Below are 16,674 nucleotides of genomic sequence, written 5' to 3'. Positions count from 1 at the left end.
AAACACCTAATAATTTAAAGATGTTTAGGTGTTTTTATTTTGCCCTTAATATTTGAAAATTTATGTTTTGAGAATTAAGATGTGTGTGTAAATTTAAAATTGTGATATTTATAAAAAATATGCGATGATTTGAAGAAATTATAGCCGTTCTAATGGTATCAAAATAAAGTTATATAAACTATCATTTCTAATTTTATTTAAATTTTTTATATAAATGAGTTATTAAACATAACGAGGAAAATATATTTTGATTCAGTTTTGTTTAAAATGAAAGTTGTCCAGTTGATTGTTAGGGCAAGGCATTGTTTTATTAATGGCTAATCAAAAATAAGATCTGAAGTAGCTATTACAACTAATAAGAAGAGAATTTTGTTAGAAAGAAGAGTGGAAAAGTGTTTGATTATACAAATTTAAGTGCTAATGAGTTTGAAATTCTATGTTCAGATATTTTAAGTAGAGAACTGGGTGTAGAGCTAAGGTATTTTAGTCCAGGAAGGGATGGAGGAGTGGATTTAACTGAAAGCCCTACAAAAAAAAGAATTGTAGTTCAAGTCAAACATTATACAAAAAGTAGCTTTAGTAGTCTAAAGAATTCTTTAGAGAAAGAACTTGAAAAGTTAAATGAGATGGTCCCAAGACCTGAAACATATTATATTTGTACTTCTAAAGATCTTGTAGCAGGAAATATAAAACAAATACGAGAAATTTTTAGTGATTATATGGATAGTGATGAATATATATTTACCAAAAATGAATTAGACAAATTTCTCATTAAAGAAAGTAATCAGGATATCTTAAGGAAAAACTTTAAACTCTGGTTAGTGGCAGATAAAGTATTAACTCAGGTTATTAATAGAGATGTTTTTATAGACGGAGAAGTCTCTTGTTTGTTCCTACATATTAAGCACAATGTTAAGTAAAATTGAAGAGAAAAAAATGAGGAATTATTAATCAACATGAGATTTAATGATTTTATTACTTTTGTTTTTTTTGTTTATTCAACAAATATTAATTATGCATCAACTCAAAAAATAATAAGGATAATTTCTCTTTTAATTGATAAACAGCAATTAGACATTAAAGAATTAATTGAAAATAGTATTGAAAGATTTGAGGAAGATATATTTACGAAGTTCTCTAATGACTGGATTGATTTACTCTTGTTTTTTGCGACTTATCAAATAAATCTTCCATATAAGTTAGTTGAAAAGATTACGGATATTTTTATTAAAGAAGAAAGCCCTGTAAACTTGGCTGCTTTATGCATATTTGCTGAATCTGAATTTGTAGATTCAACAAGAATAGTTAAAACTGTTAATAAGCTTATTAAGCAGAAAATAGCAAAGATAAACCAGGAGGAGTTCTTCCAAGACGAACTTGGATGGTGGGTATATATTTTTTTATCGTACCCTAAACTGAATAAGAAATTAAAAAATGAAATGATAGATTATTTAAATCAAGTTAAGTCTAAGTTGAGACCTGATAATGTTGATAATGCAAAACTAATTGTTTTAAATTTTCTTTTGGATAATAATAAACATTTTATTGAGTGGAATTTTACAAAAGATAATTATTACAAAAATTATTATTTTTATACAAAAGATAGAACTGTTTTTAATCCTGACATTATTGATCAAATAAGTATTTCTAGATAAATAATAAAATATCAATTTTATATTATTTTCATTAGTCTTTTGGATAGTTACGCGAATGAAAAATATCCTTGATAAGGAGTGAAATTATGGACCAGAGACAAATTGATAAACAAGATACTTACAATTCAATAGATAGGCTAATTGATAAGTATGGAGAAGAAATGCTAGCTGTTCTAAACGAAGAAGGAGTTCTTGTTGAAGGACAATTTTACATGGGTAGTGGTATCTTTAAAAGAGAGCTATCCTATTTGGAGAAAAAGTTATCACAAATGGGTTTGTCCGCATTGATAGAATCAGATGAGGAAGAGCTTGAGTATCAATCTCTATTGGTGTGCAGGTACTATCCAGGCACTGAAACTGAAGGTAATTATTTTTATTATGCAATTTACTATGGACATTCAAAGACAATGGATAAAAATAAAGCAGAGCAGGTGGCCATTCAAATTTTTAGGGATAAGGTATTGAATAAATAATAAGATGCTCTATATTCTATATAAATCTACGGGGAGTCTGGCCACCTTGAAATAAGGTGGCTGATTTCTTGTTAAATTCTTTACAGATAATTATACTTCATATCTTAATTTTCGTACTTTAATTATGTTTTGTTTGATTCCATCCATATACTTATTGACACATTTTTTCTATAATTTTCTAATTTGCTAGTATTATAGTATAAAAGCTTTAGAATATAAAAATATAAGGAGGAGTAATTTTATGTTTTTTTCAATAAATGCTTATAAATTTTTACTTGGTATGGATGATACTTTTCGCCTAAAAGAGGATGGGAGTTGGAAAAAACAAAATGATTTTACAGCTTTTGATCCAGAGACTGATATGCTGTTTGAGTCATATCAAAATGCTCAGTTTTGATTAACAAAAAATGATAATCAAACAATAAATGGTGAAGTAGTAAGTACTAAAAAGAAAGAATCTTATAGTTTAATGGATAGGGACTTTGAATTTGAGATTATTTGTCATAGAACATCTAAACCAGCTATACCGTATCCGTCTAAGGGTGAAGTAAAACAGGTTTTATTATCGGGTGATGATAATTATAATAATTCCCTTGTGATTAATTATGATGGTTATGTTCAGTTAATCAAAGTACAAGGTTTTGTACCAGCTGCAATGAGAGGATATGCGGTAAGGTTTGAAACATTCATGGCTGGCAATGGTTATGTTGGTAAACAAGATGAGCTGAATCATTTGAATGGGACTTATCTTGCACTTCTTGAAGGGTGGCTTTCTCATCTAAAGGGTGGAAAAGAAGTCTATCGAGATTATATTAGTGGAGAAAACACGATTAATGAATTTATTGCATTAATTGATGCAGAACTTAAAGAAATAAAATAGTGTTAGTGAGCCTCTTTAGTGCAATAAAGGTAGGGAATCAAAAAATTCGGTTTCTTACCTTTTAATTTTTAATCTATTATTGTTAAAGAATAAATTAGCTGTAATTAGATTAGAGATGAATAATAGTATTTAAAACTACTTATTTTTAGAAATGGTTAGACAAGTGATATAAATATTATTGGTATAGGATTAGAGTTTCTGCCCCAAAAGTACTGTTTTACTAATTGAACAAACTGTTATACATAAGAAAACCCCTTGAATACCAAGGGATTTTAGTATGAACCTGGAGAGGCTCGAACTCAAGACCTCCACCCTGTCAAGGTGGAGGTTTATTTGATTACTCTTCTTCTTGCATTAAAAATTTCCAAAAACGCTTTAATTCTTCACGCTTTTGGGAAGGTGCAAATTTTATATCTTTTAGCCATTGATCTAGTTCTATTTTGTTTCGGTCTTCTGTAACATTAAAATCTCGCCCTAGAAGAAAATCGGTAGATACATTAAAGTAATCTGCTATACGTATCAAGGTATTGTAATCAGGTTGACGTTCATTCCGTTCGTACATACCAATTGTACTTTCACTTAACTGAAGCGAGTGAGCAAGTTCTTTTTGCGTAATTCCTCTTTGTTTTCTTAAATCACGAATTATATTTCCAAACGTTTTCATTCTATCACCTGATAATATATTAACACAATATGTGTTAATATATTAAAATTTTTAAAAGTTAATAATTAGAATCTATTGACAACACAAAGTGTGCAGTTTATATTTTAAATAACAACACGAAATGTGGTTTTAGGGGGAGAAGACATGAATTATGAAAGAGTGGCCAAAAATCTAATTAATTTAAGAAATGAAAAATCTAGAGAAGAAGTGGCAAGGGCTGTGGGAATTAGTGTTAGTACATTGCAAATGTATGAAAATGGTCAGAGAATTCCACGGGATAATATAAAAATAAAATTAGCGAATTTTTATGGTGTTACAGTCCAAATAATTTTTTTGATTCGGAACAACACGAAGTGTGTTGAATAATATTAGATTTTTAAGATTATGTAGTTATTTTTTAGAAATGTAAGTTTAGAAAGTGTTTTAGGAAATTTTACATATAAAAACAATATTTTTATCATTATATATAAATAATAGGAGTGTATTTGCATGAATATGAAAACATTTGAAAGGCGTGAAAAGCGATTAGCAGAACTACTAGGTGCAAAAGTACTATGGGAATTTATAAGTGCAGTAACAGAGGAAATTGAAAAGCAGGAATTAGAATCTACACCAGGTTTATTAGAAGATCTATTCATACATGTAAAAGAGACTATTCAAATCCAGAATATGAATCAACGCATAACAAAAGCCCCTGTAAAAACAGAGGCTGATGGTATAAATAAGGATACATTATTTATGGAAGCATATGTAGAATTAATCAATCATAAGTTTGTTATTTCTGAATTAGCTGTAGAGCTTTCATCTGTTCTAAAAGAATTAAATTGTTTTGTTCAATCATCTTTGCCACAGCTTCAAAGTGAGCTTGATTCTCAAGAACCTCAATCTGCTTCTCTTTAGGAAGTGATTGAAGTATTTCTTTTATTTCTTTACACTCGTATATGTTATTCTCCGAGTCTTCGATTTAATTTATTGCGACGATTGGTGTATTCAAGTGCACCTAAGGTCGCTAATGCGCGAGGATCTAATCCTAGAATTTCCATGTATTCCTCTCCTTCCCTCTACAATAATTCGATAGGGGGAAGGAGATTCCTTTAATGATTTGGTAAAATTTTAATATAACCATATAATATGATATTGAATAGTGGAATGTTATGTAGCAGGAATGCAATAGAATTAGACTTGAGAGAACTTTTAAAAAAGAAGAGAAAAAGGGGAAATCCAGTAATTTTCACTCTTATCCCTTATATAATCTACATATGATACGTTTGATTCCTTTTATCATAAATTTTACATTGGATTCTTTAGGGAAGATTAAGTAGATATAGGATATGGGGGATGAATGAATAGATAAACAAAATGAAAGAGAATTGCAAGAATTACAGAGAATGTTAAGGGGATATTAGGTAATAAATTTTAAAGTATTTAAGTGTGGGAAGGTGTGTATCAATCGTTACTTAAAAAGTAAAAGATTAGTCATTAAATAGGGAGAAGTGTCTAAGTTACTTGTATAGATGAAATAATGGAGCATATGAAATTAAAACATGATGAAACATGTTGAAATAAATAGAAGGGGATCTTGAGGTAGGCTAAGCAGTGAAATAATACATGCTGAGAAAGTGTCTATTGAATACGAAGAAGTTAAAATGTGAAAGGTGTCACTTATGTAAGAATATCTATTACTAATTTACTCTATATAAAAAAGCAGCTGCACAAAAGTACAGCTAGTCTTCTACACAAATTTATATGGCCTTGATGACGAATTGGGATTGAGGTATATATAGTAATTGAGCTGCTAAGGAAGTTGTTGTGTTAGCAAATGGGTATGCTTCCTTATAAAGAAATTTACTATACACTATTTCATTCATTTCAAAGGTCGTATACAGTTTTTTAAGGATTTTTTGAGAAATTTTATTTGTACAAGCAGCAATAAAATCATAATCTCTTTTACTTATTTCTTGAATGGCATGTGAAAGAAGGGTAGTGACTATACCACTTCCCATCCAATCTGGATGACAAGCGCCCATATCTAGATAGACCAATTTTTCTTTATCTAAATGAGAAAACTCAATAGATTCTGTCTCTAATGTATCTAAAAGTTGAAAAATAGGTTCCATTTGCGGGCATAGTTCAATTGCTTTCTCTGTATCTATTAGTGGCTGGGTTAATTTTTTTGTTAAAAGAACTCCAACAATTTGAAAATTTTCTATTGCTACAAATGACATAGCTTGAGATACAGCTTGCTTTATCATTTCTTCGCACATTTTGTGAAAAGGAGCAAAGGGAATTTGTAAACTGCTTACAAGAGGTTCGTTATTCACAAAAGAATGTGCAAGTAAATGTGCTGCATCTTTCACGTGGTGTGTATCTAGTAGCTCTATATTCATATGTTTTTCCTCTTTTCCTGATATAGTTAATAGTGATTAAAAGAATAAAAAGTTTTATTTAATTTAGTTAAATTTAATTATTAAAGCGCTAACAAATATGGTTATTAAACATATGAATAAATCTGTTTAGTAGCAATCGAAATATGTTTATAAAGAAATTCTACGATCTCATCTATACATTCAACAGTTGTATATGGAGAGATTGAAAAGAATTTTAATGTAGAAATCGGATTTCTATCATAACTGTTTATTACATCTACTACACAAGAACGAGTTGTATCACCAAAAAATACTTGATCGCGATTTTTTCCTAGGTAATTAAATAGTTCTATATTTAATCGGTTTGTACCCTCAATCTCTTCCTTTGTTGCAAGGCCTATTCGTTCTTTTTCCCAATTTTCTTGGCCATCTCCATTCATATAAAAACGGAAAGTTGTAATTGGTCCATATGTAAAATCATTTGTGATTGCGACTTGAGGCAGGGCCTTGCGCAACTTTTCTCTAAATAATAGATTTACACGAATATAATTTGCTAATAATTTTTGATATCCTTCAATTCCAAAGGCTAATAGATTGATATACATCGGAATAGCACTACCAGCTCGTGAACATTCTAAAGTATAGCCTGTATGATAACTCCCATATGATCTATTACCAAGATAAGGTGTATCATCTTGTTCAATGTCCATCAGTTGTAAATCAGTATGATTTTTTACGATTAAAATACTTGAAGCATAAGGTGTTTGTCCTAATTTATGAAAATCAAAACATACACTATCAGCAAGTGCCATGTATTGCATTTTATCTTGTACGTATTGTAAAGCATTTTTTAAGCTAGGTTCAAATGAAAGTGGATTTTCTTCGAAACTATAATTATTAAAGAAACTATAGAATCCGCCCATTGCAGAATCAGCATGGATATAAATAGGTTTTAAGTTATATTTTTTCTGTATTGTTTCAGCGCTCTCTTTAATTTTTTTATATCATCAATGGTAAATGTATCTGTTGACCCCATAGTAGCTAGAATATAAAGAGGGATACCGTCATTTTTAATAACTTGTATCATTTTATTCTCTAAATCTTCTATATCCATAGAGTTTGTATAAGGATCAGTTTTCACTTTTATTAAGTGATTTGTCCCAATGCCAGTTGCTTCAGCTGACTTTAATAAACTATAATGTGCATTTTCAGAAGCAAAGCAATATACATTTTGTGGAGCGCCATGTTCTTTTGCTAATGGGAAATGTTTAGAAATTGCTAAGCGCAGGCTAGAAAACACGCATCCTTGTCCACCCCATGTTGTATAGCCGCCGCTATTATGTGGATTATAACCTATTAGTTTTGAAAGCATGGATACAACTTTTACTTCTGCTTCTGCTGCCCCTGGACCATATACATCCCAAACACCATTACCATTTAAAAGGGCCATGGTTATTACACCTAATAGTGAAGGTATACTTGGTAGTGGTACAGCGTTAGACAAGTAATATTTATTTGGATAAGGATGTCCATTCATAAATTGGTTTAGCTCTTCTATAACCTCAGACATAGTGATTCCAGCTAGTGGAATATGACTTTGGTGAATTAAGCCATTGTAGTATCCTTCTGATTTTTCCTCACATTTACCTAAAGTAGCTCGCTCTTCATTTTTTAATTGGTCAAGATTTTTAATTATTTTCTGCATAGATTCTAATAAAAGTTGTTGTTTTTCTTCATTTCCGTCAACGCTCGGAAATAGTTTTAAAATATCTTGCATGCAGTCACTTCTCCTTGTGAAAAACTGGATTTTTATTTTACTTGGTTAAACATAAGGGTATAATAATTTGTAATTGCCCTTTTGAATACTTAGAAATGAGGAGCTATTTAGAAAAAAATGTAATTCCATAGAAGATTATATGAACTATGGAATTTAAAGTAAAGAAAAAATTTTTTGATTAATTTTAAAAAAAGTAATTGTGAGATAATGGAGTTTCTAAAAATATATCTGAATTAATTGTTTATTTAATTTGTATGTTGTCCTAATATGTATTTAACTAGTGTAGTAGATATCTTAATATAATGTAGAACTATTATAAGTTAGTTGAATATAAGGGCTCAACTACCTTATAGACTGTAGATATTGTTAGGAAAAGATAAAAAATAAGGTGGAAGTGTTAAAGATATGTTCTAGTGGAGAAGAAGTAGTGGTATGGATTTGATAGTAAAATTAGCATGAATTTTTATGGAAGAATAATTATTGGATCAAAGTTTTTTAATGAATTTAATTTCATTATTTAATAATAATGGACGGGTTAAGTGTAAAGAATTTTCTTCAACCTGAGTAGAATTTTTTGCACCAGGAATAGCAACTGAAACGGCTGGGTGACTTAAAACATAACGTAAGGCGATTTGCGCGAGACTTCGATTTAATCGTATAAGTGAACGTAATTTCTCTACTTTATTTAAGCTATCTTTAAACCAATTTTCTTTTGGCAAATCTTTTCTTAAATCGTCTTCTGGAAATTGAGTTTCATGATTGAATTTCCCAGTTAAAATACCCATCTTAAGTGGACCTCTAATCACAGCACCTAAATTATGTTTTTCAATATAAGGAAGGATGTCTTTTTCAGGTTCTTTATTTTCGGGATATAAATTAGAGTTTATATTTTAATAAATATATGAGATTACTTTATAAAAAGTAATTAGAATTATTAGTGAAATGATTTTTTATGCTTGAATTGAATAAAAGTATGAACTTTTACGGTATAAATATGAATTTTATTCATCATTTTAATAACTATGCAATAAGCGAAATAAATGTTGAATTTAGTCGAAAAAAATACATTTACAAATCGTAGAATATGTACATATAGTTGTAACTGTAAATATTATCCGTTTTGAAATATTTATAAAAGGAGAAATTCAAATGAAAGAAATACAAAAGCAATATGAAATTGTAGAAGAATTGGATGCAACAGTAGGGCAAGAAGCATTATGGATAGCTCATCAAATGGAATTAGAAAAAGGAATGAACAATGAGGCTACCCTAATAAAGCTAAAAGGAAATCTTCAAATAGAGACCGCTAAGAAAGCGCTTACTTTAATGGTGCAATCTCATCCAGCGCTACGTACATTATTTATTAAAAGGGACGAAAAAATTAAACAATTCATTCAAAAGGGTATAGATTTTGATATACCAATTAAGGATTTAACTGCTTTTAAAAACACAGAACAAAAATTTATTTTAAAAAAATTCTTAGACTCTATAGTGAATGAGAAATTTAATTTAGAAGAAGGGCCTTTGTTTAAATTCCACATCATTAAATTGTGTGAAGATGAATTTATTTTACATATGATTTTTCATCACATTATTTATGATGGATGTAGTTTAGGGATTTTTATCCAACAATTGTCTCATACGTATTGTGAATTACTTCAAGAAAATACGGGTTTAGTATTAGAATCTCCTTATAAGAGCCTTGTAGAATTTGAGGAAGGTTTTATTGACAGTGCAATATATAGAGAAGGATCATCCTATTGGAAAGATTATTTACAAGGTGAATTACCTCCTACAGAGTTTCCTGCTACTATTAATAAAATGAATGAACCGATATATACGAATAAAAATATAAGTAAGAATATTGATGCCGATCTATTTTATCAAATACAATGTTTTGCTAAAAGAAATAACATAAGTGTCTATCGGGTTATGTTAAGTACTTATTGTGCCTTGCTTCATCAAATGACAAACGCTGAAGAAATTATTGTAGGTATTCCAATTAATACTAGACCACACACGGAAGAAGGGAATGCTTTTGGTTATTTTGTTAATACATTACCTATACGTATAACAATAGAAAAGGGGGATACATTTAAGGGGATACTTAACAAGGTGAACAAATCTGTTCATTTGGCTATTAAGTATAAACATAATCCATATTCACATATAGTAAAAGATTTAAATCTAAATAATAATACACATCATAATATGATATATTCAACAGCATTTAATACGGTAAGGATACCTCAATTAAAAATTCCAGATATTGAGTCCACAGTTTTAACAGATTGTAAAAGAGTAAATCCTTTTAACATGACCTGGAGAATAATGAGATATGAAGGGGAAACAGAGAATAAAATTGAGGTTGACTATAATTCAGCGTTATATAAACCAGAGAGTATGAATGATTTAGTTGAAAGATATATATATTTGTTACAAAAACTAATGAAGAATGTAAATGAGCCTATCCATTCATTGGATTTACTTTTCAAAAAGGATCATCGTTTATACAAAGATATAAACTCAAATACTCTTGCATATCCTAATTCAAAAACACTAGATCAATTAATCGATCTACAAGCATTAAAATCGCCAAATCAAATAGCGATTTCAATGGGGGATAAATCGATTACCTATTATGACTTGCAGCAAAGGTCAAATCAAATAGCGAATTATTTACGTGAAAATGATATAAAAAAGGGACAGCGTGTAAGTATTACTATGGTGAGAGAGATTGATACAATTGTGTGGATTCTAGGCATACTAAAATCAGGTGGAGTTTATGTACCAATCGATCCAAAGTTTCCTGAAAAAAGAATAGAATATATATTAAAAGATAGTGAAAGTCAAATGATTATTACAAAGAAAGAATTCAGGGGATTAATTGAAAGTTTTGCGATTCATACAATTTATCTAGAGGATTTTCATTACGCTAATTCTATAGAAAATATTGTACCTACACATACCATAGAAGATACAGCGTATATTATCTACACGTCAGGTTCGACAGGTTTACCAAAAGGAGTAGGTGTACCACATAAAGGAGTAATTAATTTATCATATTCATTAATGAATCAATTTAATTTAGACAAAAATGATGTATTTTTACAATTTGCAACGATGATTTTTGATGCCTCCATTTTGGAAATATTTCCGGTTTTGTTATGCGGAGGGAGAATGCATTTAATTTCTGAAATGGAAAAACGTTCTGCAGAAGAATTTATAAATGTAATTAACAAGAATGGTATTACATATGTTCTTTTACCAACTGCATTTTTTAAATTAATAGCTGATATGCCAAAAGAAATGTTACTTACATTAAATTCTTTAAAATGTGTATTTGTGGGAGGGGAAACCCTACCTGCTGAATCAGTTCGTAAATGGCAAAGTAAATTAGGGTTACAGATTCCAGTTCTTAACGCATATGGTCCTACTGAAGCTACTGTATGTACAACCATTTATGAAGTAAATCATGAGATAAAAGAAGAAAGTTCTAGTATCCCAATAGGTAAACCAATTGCTAATAGTAAAGTTTTCGTGGTCAGTCCGTTCAACACGTTATGTCCGTCAGGAGTAGTAGGTGAGTTATTCATTGGTGGTGATGGGGTTGCTAAAGGATATATAAATCAAAAGAAAAAAACAGAAGAGGCATTTATTTCTTTCGAAAAATCCTATAATCGCGATGAAAAAATATATCGTACTGGGGACTTAGTACGTCTTTTACCAAATGGAAACTTAGAATTTATCGGAAGGAAAGATAATCAAGTAAAACTACGTGGGTATCGAATTGAGCTTGATGAAATAGAAAGAGCATTATTTAAACACCCAGAGGTAAAAGATGCAGTAGTAGTAGCTTATCAAAATGACAAAATTGCTAGCTTTTATGTATCAAAAGACAATACAGAGATAAAACAAGAGAACTTAAAAACATTCTTAAGTGAAAGATTACCAGATTTTATGATGCCAAATTATATGTTTCATCTTAAAACATTTCCATTATCACCAAGTGGTAAGATTGATAGAAAAAAATTAGAATTACAAATCCCATCTTTACTTGAAAATATGCAAAATCAATATATACCACCAATAAGTGGCACAGAAAAAAGGTTGGCAAAAACATGGTCAGAGATTTTAAATTTAGGGAAATATAGAATCAGTAGAGATGACGACTTTTTTAAACTTGGGGGACATTCATTAATTGCTGTGCAAGTGTTAAATCAAATTCAAAAAGAGTTTCATTTGAAAATAGAAATTAGAGATATTTTTGAGCATACAACAATTGCTAGTCTATCTGCTTACATTGATAAATTAATGGAAGTAAATACGGATAGAGAAGAACATGATATGCAAGTATTAAAGGTTGCAGATAAGGAATGTTATAAGTTATCCAGTGCTCAAAAAAGAATCTGGTTTTTAAATAAGTATAACGCTATTAATAGAGTATATGATACACCACTACACATATATATTGAGCCAAGTTTAAAAAAGAATATTTTACAAGACGCCATAAGATTTTTAGTTGAACGACACGAGATGCTACGAACAGTGTTTATTGAAAAAAACGGGGAGCCTAGACAGGTCATATTAAAATCAATATCTATTGACCTTATTCACGATGATATTGAACACATAACTAAAAAGGAACAACAAGAATATATACGTAGAACAATAAATCAAACGGATCATACACCATTTGATTTGGAAAATGGACCACTTTTCCGGATTAGAATTTTTAATCTTGATAAGAAAAGATCCTATTTATATATCAATTTACACCATATTATTACCGATGAGTGGAGTGTAAGGAATTTATTAGATGAATTAATGAAGGTATATAATGCCTTTGCTAATCGAAGAAATCCTGATTTACCAACTATCCCCAATCGATATGTGGATTATGTTGAGTGGGAACACAAGCAGCTAAAATTAGGCCGGTGGGATACAGAAAAATCTTATTGGATGACCGAGCTTGCGGCGCCTCTTCCCATACTAAATCTTCCGTTAGATTTTAGTAGGGATCGTCAAAGTACAAATAAAGGTAAAGTCTTTGAAATGAAGTTAGATAATAAAATGAAAGAGTCTTTGAAACAAGTATGTGAACAAGAGAATGTGTCTATGTATATGCTATTTTTGGCAGCATATATACAATTGTTACACTATCTAACGGATCAAAAAGATATTATTGTAGGTACACCTGTTGCTGGAAGGAATTATCAGGGATTTGAACAAATACAAGGATTTTTTGTAAATACTTTAGCTATTAGAACACAATTAAATGATGTGAAAAATTTAAAACAACTAGTACAAGTCGTTAAAGAAAAATGTTTGAATTCTTTCCAAAACCAATCGTACCCATTTGATAAAGTAATTGAGCAAATAAATCCTGATAGAAGTTTTGGAAATAACCCTATCTTTTCTACAATGTTTAGTTATCAGAAAGATATTTTGCAGCAACATGATGCGTACAAGCTTCAATTGTTACCTAATAAACAAGATATTAGTAAGTTTGACATTTCTTTAGCTGTTGAAGAAGGATTGAATTATGTAGGGATTTCATTCGAGTATGATATTAACCTTTTCAAGGAAGAATCAATTAATAGGTTTACTCAAAATTTACTTACTATACTGGACGCATTTATTCATCAAAGAACAGTAGCATATGAAAATCTTTCATTCCTATCACAGGAAGAAGAATCTTTATATAAAAAGGTAAATCATACAGAAAGACCATATCCTTATTTTCAAAATATACAAGAGCAATTCTATATGCAAGTAGATAGACAATCCAATCGGATTGCTATAGCGACTGAAACAGAGTCTTTAACATATAGGCAATTAAATATGAGCTCTAATCAAGTAGCTCAACATTTGCTTGAAAAAGGTATAAAAAAAGGTGACAAGGTAGCTATATTTTTAGATAGAAGTATCAATAGTATTGTTTCTATGATTGGAATATTAAAAGCCGGTGCTGCCTATATACCAATCGATGTAAAATACCCCGAGGATAGAATTAATTATATAGTAAGTGACAGCGAGGCATGTAGAATTATAACGAATTACAAATACAAAAATCATTTGAATTCAAGTAATTATAACGTTTCAATAATAGAGGATATATATCGTACGACAATAAATGATGATGTTAAAATTTTAAATAAACCAGATGACTTGGCATATGTAATTTATACTTCAGGGTCAACAGGCAAACCAAAAGGTACATTATTAACTCATAAAGGAGTATTAAATTTAGCTGAATGGAGAAATGAAGTATTTCATATTTCCCCAAATGATAAAGTAACACAGTTTTATTCCCATAGTTTTGATTCTTCTGTATCGGAAATTTTTTCTACCTTGTTAAATGGGGCGGAACTATATTTATTAAGTGATGAACAGCGCTATTCAACTGTCGCATATGCTCAAGCTATCCAAGAAATACAAGCAACTATTTCTGACGTGCCAACAGTATTTTTTAATGAATTATCGACTTCATTAACTAAATTGGATAGTGATAAGATACGTTCTTTAAGATTTATGATAATGGGAGGGGAAGCTGCATCAACAAATGCTATTAGGAGTTGGCAAAATACTTTTAAAAACCAAGTGCAACTGGTAAATGAGTATGGACCTACTGAAGCAACTGTTTCAGCGATGTATTATTTCATACCAGACTTAGAATGCGAAAATAACATTTTAGGTAGTATACCGATTGGTATTCCAATTTCTAATACAAAGGTTCATATTTTGAACTCATATATGCAACATTGTCCGGTAGGGGGCATGGGCGAATTATATATTGAGAGTTTAGGATTGGCCCAAGGGTATTATAAACAGGAAGAGAAAACAAAACAGGCATTTATTTCAAATCCATTTTCAGAAGATAATAGTAAAAGGTTATACCGAACAGGTGATTTAGCAAAGTGGTTACCAAATGGAAATATAGAATTTATGGGAAGAAAAGATAAGCAGGTTAAGATTAGAGGGCATAGAATTGAATTAGGGGAAATAGAAGATGCCATATTACAATTTGAGGGGATAAGTCAGGCTGTGGTAACACAAACGAAAGATGGAATGCTATTGCAAGCTTATTATAAAACAGTGGACGGTATAGAAATAGAGAAAAATAAGTTAGCTTTACATTTATCAAATGTATTGCCAGAATATATGATCCCTAAATATTACTCTCATGTGTTAAAAATACCAATAACGGCTAATGGGAAAATTGATTTCGGAAAACTGTCAGAAATAGAGTTTGATAATGAGCAAAAAGATGGTTGTATACTTAAGCCGCAAACTAAAGTGCAAAAAAACATTGCAAAAGTATGGTCTGAAGTTTTAAACATAAAATCTATTGGTTTAAAAGATGATTTCTTTAATTTGGGTGGGCATTCTTTAAAAGTTATGCCAGCATTAGTTAAATTAAAACCGTTATATCCTAACTTGAAAATTCAAGATTTCTTTAAGTATAGAACAATAGAAAATTTAGCCTCTCATATTGAAGAGATGGAAAATATGTCGTTAAAAAAAGAGAAAAATATTAATGTAGCGTGTATTGAAAATGAAACGAAAACGACTCCTGATTATAAAAGAAATAGTATAGAAGAATGTGAGACAGATATGGTGAATTATCCAAAAGCAGTTTTCCTTACAGGAGCAACAGGATATTTAGGAGCGCATATTTTAGAACAGTTATTGCAGTTGCCATCTACGACTATTTACTGTCTAGTAAGAAAAAATAAGAATCAAGTAATTGGTGCAAAGTTAAAAGAAAGAATGAGGTTTTATTTCGGTAAAGAAATTCTTAAAAAGTTGGAGGAGAGAGTAGAATTAATTGAAGGAGATTTATCTTTGATAAATCTAGGTCTTGATTCAAAGAAAGTGAATCATTTAAAGAGTAACGTAGAGTCAATAATACATTGTGGTGGAGAAGTTAGACACTATGGAGAACGTGAGCATTTTCAAAAGGTAAATGTTCAGTCTACAAAATGTTTATTGGAATTAGCTAAGAGTACAAATGCACGCTTCCATTATATATCGACTTTAAGTGTAGTAGGGCAGTCTGAAAGCGATCCAAAAGAATTTAAATTCTTTGAGTCTAATTTTGATAGAGGGCAAAATTTAGATAATGTGTACTTAGAAAGTAAGTTTCAAGGCGAGAAAATGGTCAGAGAGGCAATGGAAAAAGGAGTTCGTGCTACGATATACCGTGTGGGAAATTTAGTGGGTAACTCTAAAACGGGTAAATTTCAATTCAATATTAATGAGAACGCTTTTTATAGATTATTGAAAGGTATATGCCTATCTAACATAGCACCTGAAATCAGTACGTATGTAGATTTAACGCCTGTGGACTATGGAAGCTTAGCCATTACTGAATTATCTTATAAGGCTAACACAGTAAATAAAACCATGCATATTTGTAATCCAATTCAGCTTAAATGGGACCAATTTATTAATAGTTTACAAGATTTTGGATACGATTTAATGTTAATGAAGCCAGAAAAGTATATAGAGAAGTTTTTTAATACTAATCTAACTATTGATGAACAGAAAGCTTTAGAGCTCATAATGCCTTTATTAGAATCTGTAGAAGAGCTATCAGTAGCTATACCATCTTGTTCGTATACGCAAGGATATTTGAAGAATGTACATTGTTTAGAACCAAATCAAGAGTATATCAATTTGTTATTAAATTATGCTATGAGTATCGAGTTTTTACCAACCATTAAAGAACCAATATTGTTATAGAATATACTATCGATTTTGAACAGATTGATCTATAAATATGAAGTTTTGAATGTTCGTTTACTTCCGCTTATTGTTTTGAAAATGAAGAAAATCAAAGAGGTTATCTTATTT

Annotated in this window: 11 protein-coding genes and 1 pseudogene; 8 read left to right on the top strand and 4 right to left on the bottom strand. The window is 30.1% G+C overall.

Going from position 1 to position 16,674, the window contains the following annotated elements; translation table 11 throughout:
• Positions 1–392 precede the first annotated feature (392 nt).
• The 5 genes from JFU20_RS01265 (at position 393) to JFU20_RS01245 (ending at position 3,008) form a co-directional block, all read left to right on the top strand.
• Positions 393–920 carry a restriction endonuclease gene (locus JFU20_RS01265; protein ID WP_201038216.1) on the top strand — a complete coding sequence of 176 codons (528 nt, stop codon included), beginning with the start codon at positions 393–395 and terminating at the stop codon, positions 918–920.
• A 36-nt stretch (positions 921–956) separates the two neighbouring features.
• The gene (locus JFU20_RS01260; protein ID WP_242488127.1) at positions 957–1,655 is read left to right on the top strand and encodes a hypothetical protein; all 699 of its coding nucleotides are present in this window, start codon (positions 957–959) and stop codon (positions 1,653–1,655) included.
• An 86-nt stretch (positions 1,656–1,741) separates the two neighbouring features.
• The gene (locus JFU20_RS01255; protein ID WP_201038215.1) at positions 1,742–2,128 is read left to right on the top strand and encodes a hypothetical protein; all 387 of its coding nucleotides are present in this window, start codon (positions 1,742–1,744) and stop codon (positions 2,126–2,128) included.
• A gap of 241 nt (positions 2,129–2,369) precedes the next feature.
• Positions 2,370–2,525: a hypothetical protein gene (locus tag JFU20_RS01250; RefSeq protein WP_201038214.1), complete on the top strand. Its 156-nt coding sequence runs from the start codon at positions 2,370–2,372 to the stop codon at positions 2,523–2,525.
• A gap of 72 nt (positions 2,526–2,597) precedes the next feature.
• Positions 2,598–3,008: a protein kinase gene (locus JFU20_RS01245; protein ID WP_201038213.1), complete on the top strand. Its 411-nt coding sequence runs from the start codon at positions 2,598–2,600 to the stop codon at positions 3,006–3,008.
• Positions 3,009–3,345: 337 nt separating this feature from the next.
• Here JFU20_RS01245 and JFU20_RS01240 read toward each other — a convergent pair whose 3' ends face one another.
• On the bottom strand, positions 3,346–3,672 hold the full coding sequence (locus JFU20_RS01240; RefSeq protein WP_097816031.1) for a helix-turn-helix domain-containing protein: 327 nt from the start codon (positions 3,670–3,672) through the stop codon (positions 3,346–3,348).
• Positions 3,673–3,816: 144 nt separating this feature from the next.
• Between JFU20_RS01240 and JFU20_RS01235 the strand changes: the two genes are divergently transcribed.
• Positions 3,817–4,038, top strand: a complete 222-nt coding sequence (locus JFU20_RS01235) for a helix-turn-helix domain-containing protein (RefSeq protein ID WP_201038212.1) — start codon at positions 3,817–3,819, stop codon at positions 4,036–4,038.
• A gap of 123 nt (positions 4,039–4,161) precedes the next feature.
• The gene (locus tag JFU20_RS01230; protein ID WP_201038211.1) at positions 4,162–4,572 is read left to right on the top strand and encodes a hypothetical protein; all 411 of its coding nucleotides are present in this window, start codon (positions 4,162–4,164) and stop codon (positions 4,570–4,572) included.
• A gap of 842 nt (positions 4,573–5,414) precedes the next feature.
• On the opposite strand, the gene JFU20_RS01225 is transcribed toward JFU20_RS01230, so the two are convergent.
• From JFU20_RS01225 to JFU20_RS01215, 3 genes and pseudogenes are all read right to left on the bottom strand, one after another.
• Positions 5,415–6,059 (bottom strand): GNAT family N-acetyltransferase, encoded by a 645-nt coding sequence (locus JFU20_RS01225; protein WP_201038210.1) that lies wholly within the window; start codon positions 6,057–6,059, stop codon positions 5,415–5,417.
• A gap of 104 nt (positions 6,060–6,163) precedes the next feature.
• A pseudogene (locus tag JFU20_RS01220) lies at positions 6,164–7,815 on the bottom strand (pyridoxal phosphate-dependent decarboxylase family protein).
• Between the two features lie 485 nt (positions 7,816–8,300).
• Complete coding sequence (locus JFU20_RS01215; RefSeq protein ID WP_374222318.1) at positions 8,301–8,702, bottom strand: aldo/keto reductase; 402 nt, start codon at positions 8,700–8,702, stop codon at positions 8,301–8,303.
• A gap of 262 nt (positions 8,703–8,964) precedes the next feature.
• Here JFU20_RS01215 and JFU20_RS01210 point away from each other — a divergent pair, with 262 nt between their 5' ends.
• Positions 8,965–16,563, top strand: a complete 7,599-nt coding sequence (locus JFU20_RS01210; protein ID WP_201038209.1) for a non-ribosomal peptide synthetase — start codon at positions 8,965–8,967, stop codon at positions 16,561–16,563.
• Positions 16,564–16,674: the final 111 nt, after the last annotated feature.

Source organism: Bacillus sp. TH30, from assembly GCF_016650875.1.
GTDB lineage: Bacteria > Bacillota > Bacilli > Bacillales > Bacillaceae_G > Bacillus_A > Bacillus_A mycoides.
This window is presented reverse-complemented; position numbering and strand designations above follow the sequence as displayed.

Coding starts and splice junctions, on each gene's coding strand:
- JFU20_RS01260 (WP_242488127.1), top strand. CDS start 957: ATGAGATTTAATGATTTTATTACTTTTGTTTTTTTTGTTTATTCAACA.
- JFU20_RS01255 (WP_201038215.1), top strand. CDS start 1,742: ATGGACCAGAGACAAATTGATAAACAAGATACTTACAATTCAATAGAT.
- JFU20_RS01250 (WP_201038214.1), top strand. CDS start 2,370: ATGTTTTTTTCAATAAATGCTTATAAATTTTTACTTGGTATGGATGAT.
- JFU20_RS01245 (WP_201038213.1), top strand. CDS start 2,598: ATGGATAGGGACTTTGAATTTGAGATTATTTGTCATAGAACATCTAAA.
- JFU20_RS01240 (WP_097816031.1), bottom strand. CDS start 3,672: ATGAAAACGTTTGGAAATATAATTCGTGATTTAAGAAAACAAAGAGGA.
- JFU20_RS01235 (WP_201038212.1), top strand. CDS start 3,817: ATGAATTATGAAAGAGTGGCCAAAAATCTAATTAATTTAAGAAATGAA.
- JFU20_RS01230 (WP_201038211.1), top strand. CDS start 4,162: ATGAATATGAAAACATTTGAAAGGCGTGAAAAGCGATTAGCAGAACTA.
- JFU20_RS01225 (WP_201038210.1), bottom strand. CDS start 6,059: ATGAATATAGAGCTACTAGATACACACCACGTGAAAGATGCAGCACAT.
- JFU20_RS01210 (WP_201038209.1), top strand. CDS start 8,965: ATGAAAGAAATACAAAAGCAATATGAAATTGTAGAAGAATTGGATGCA.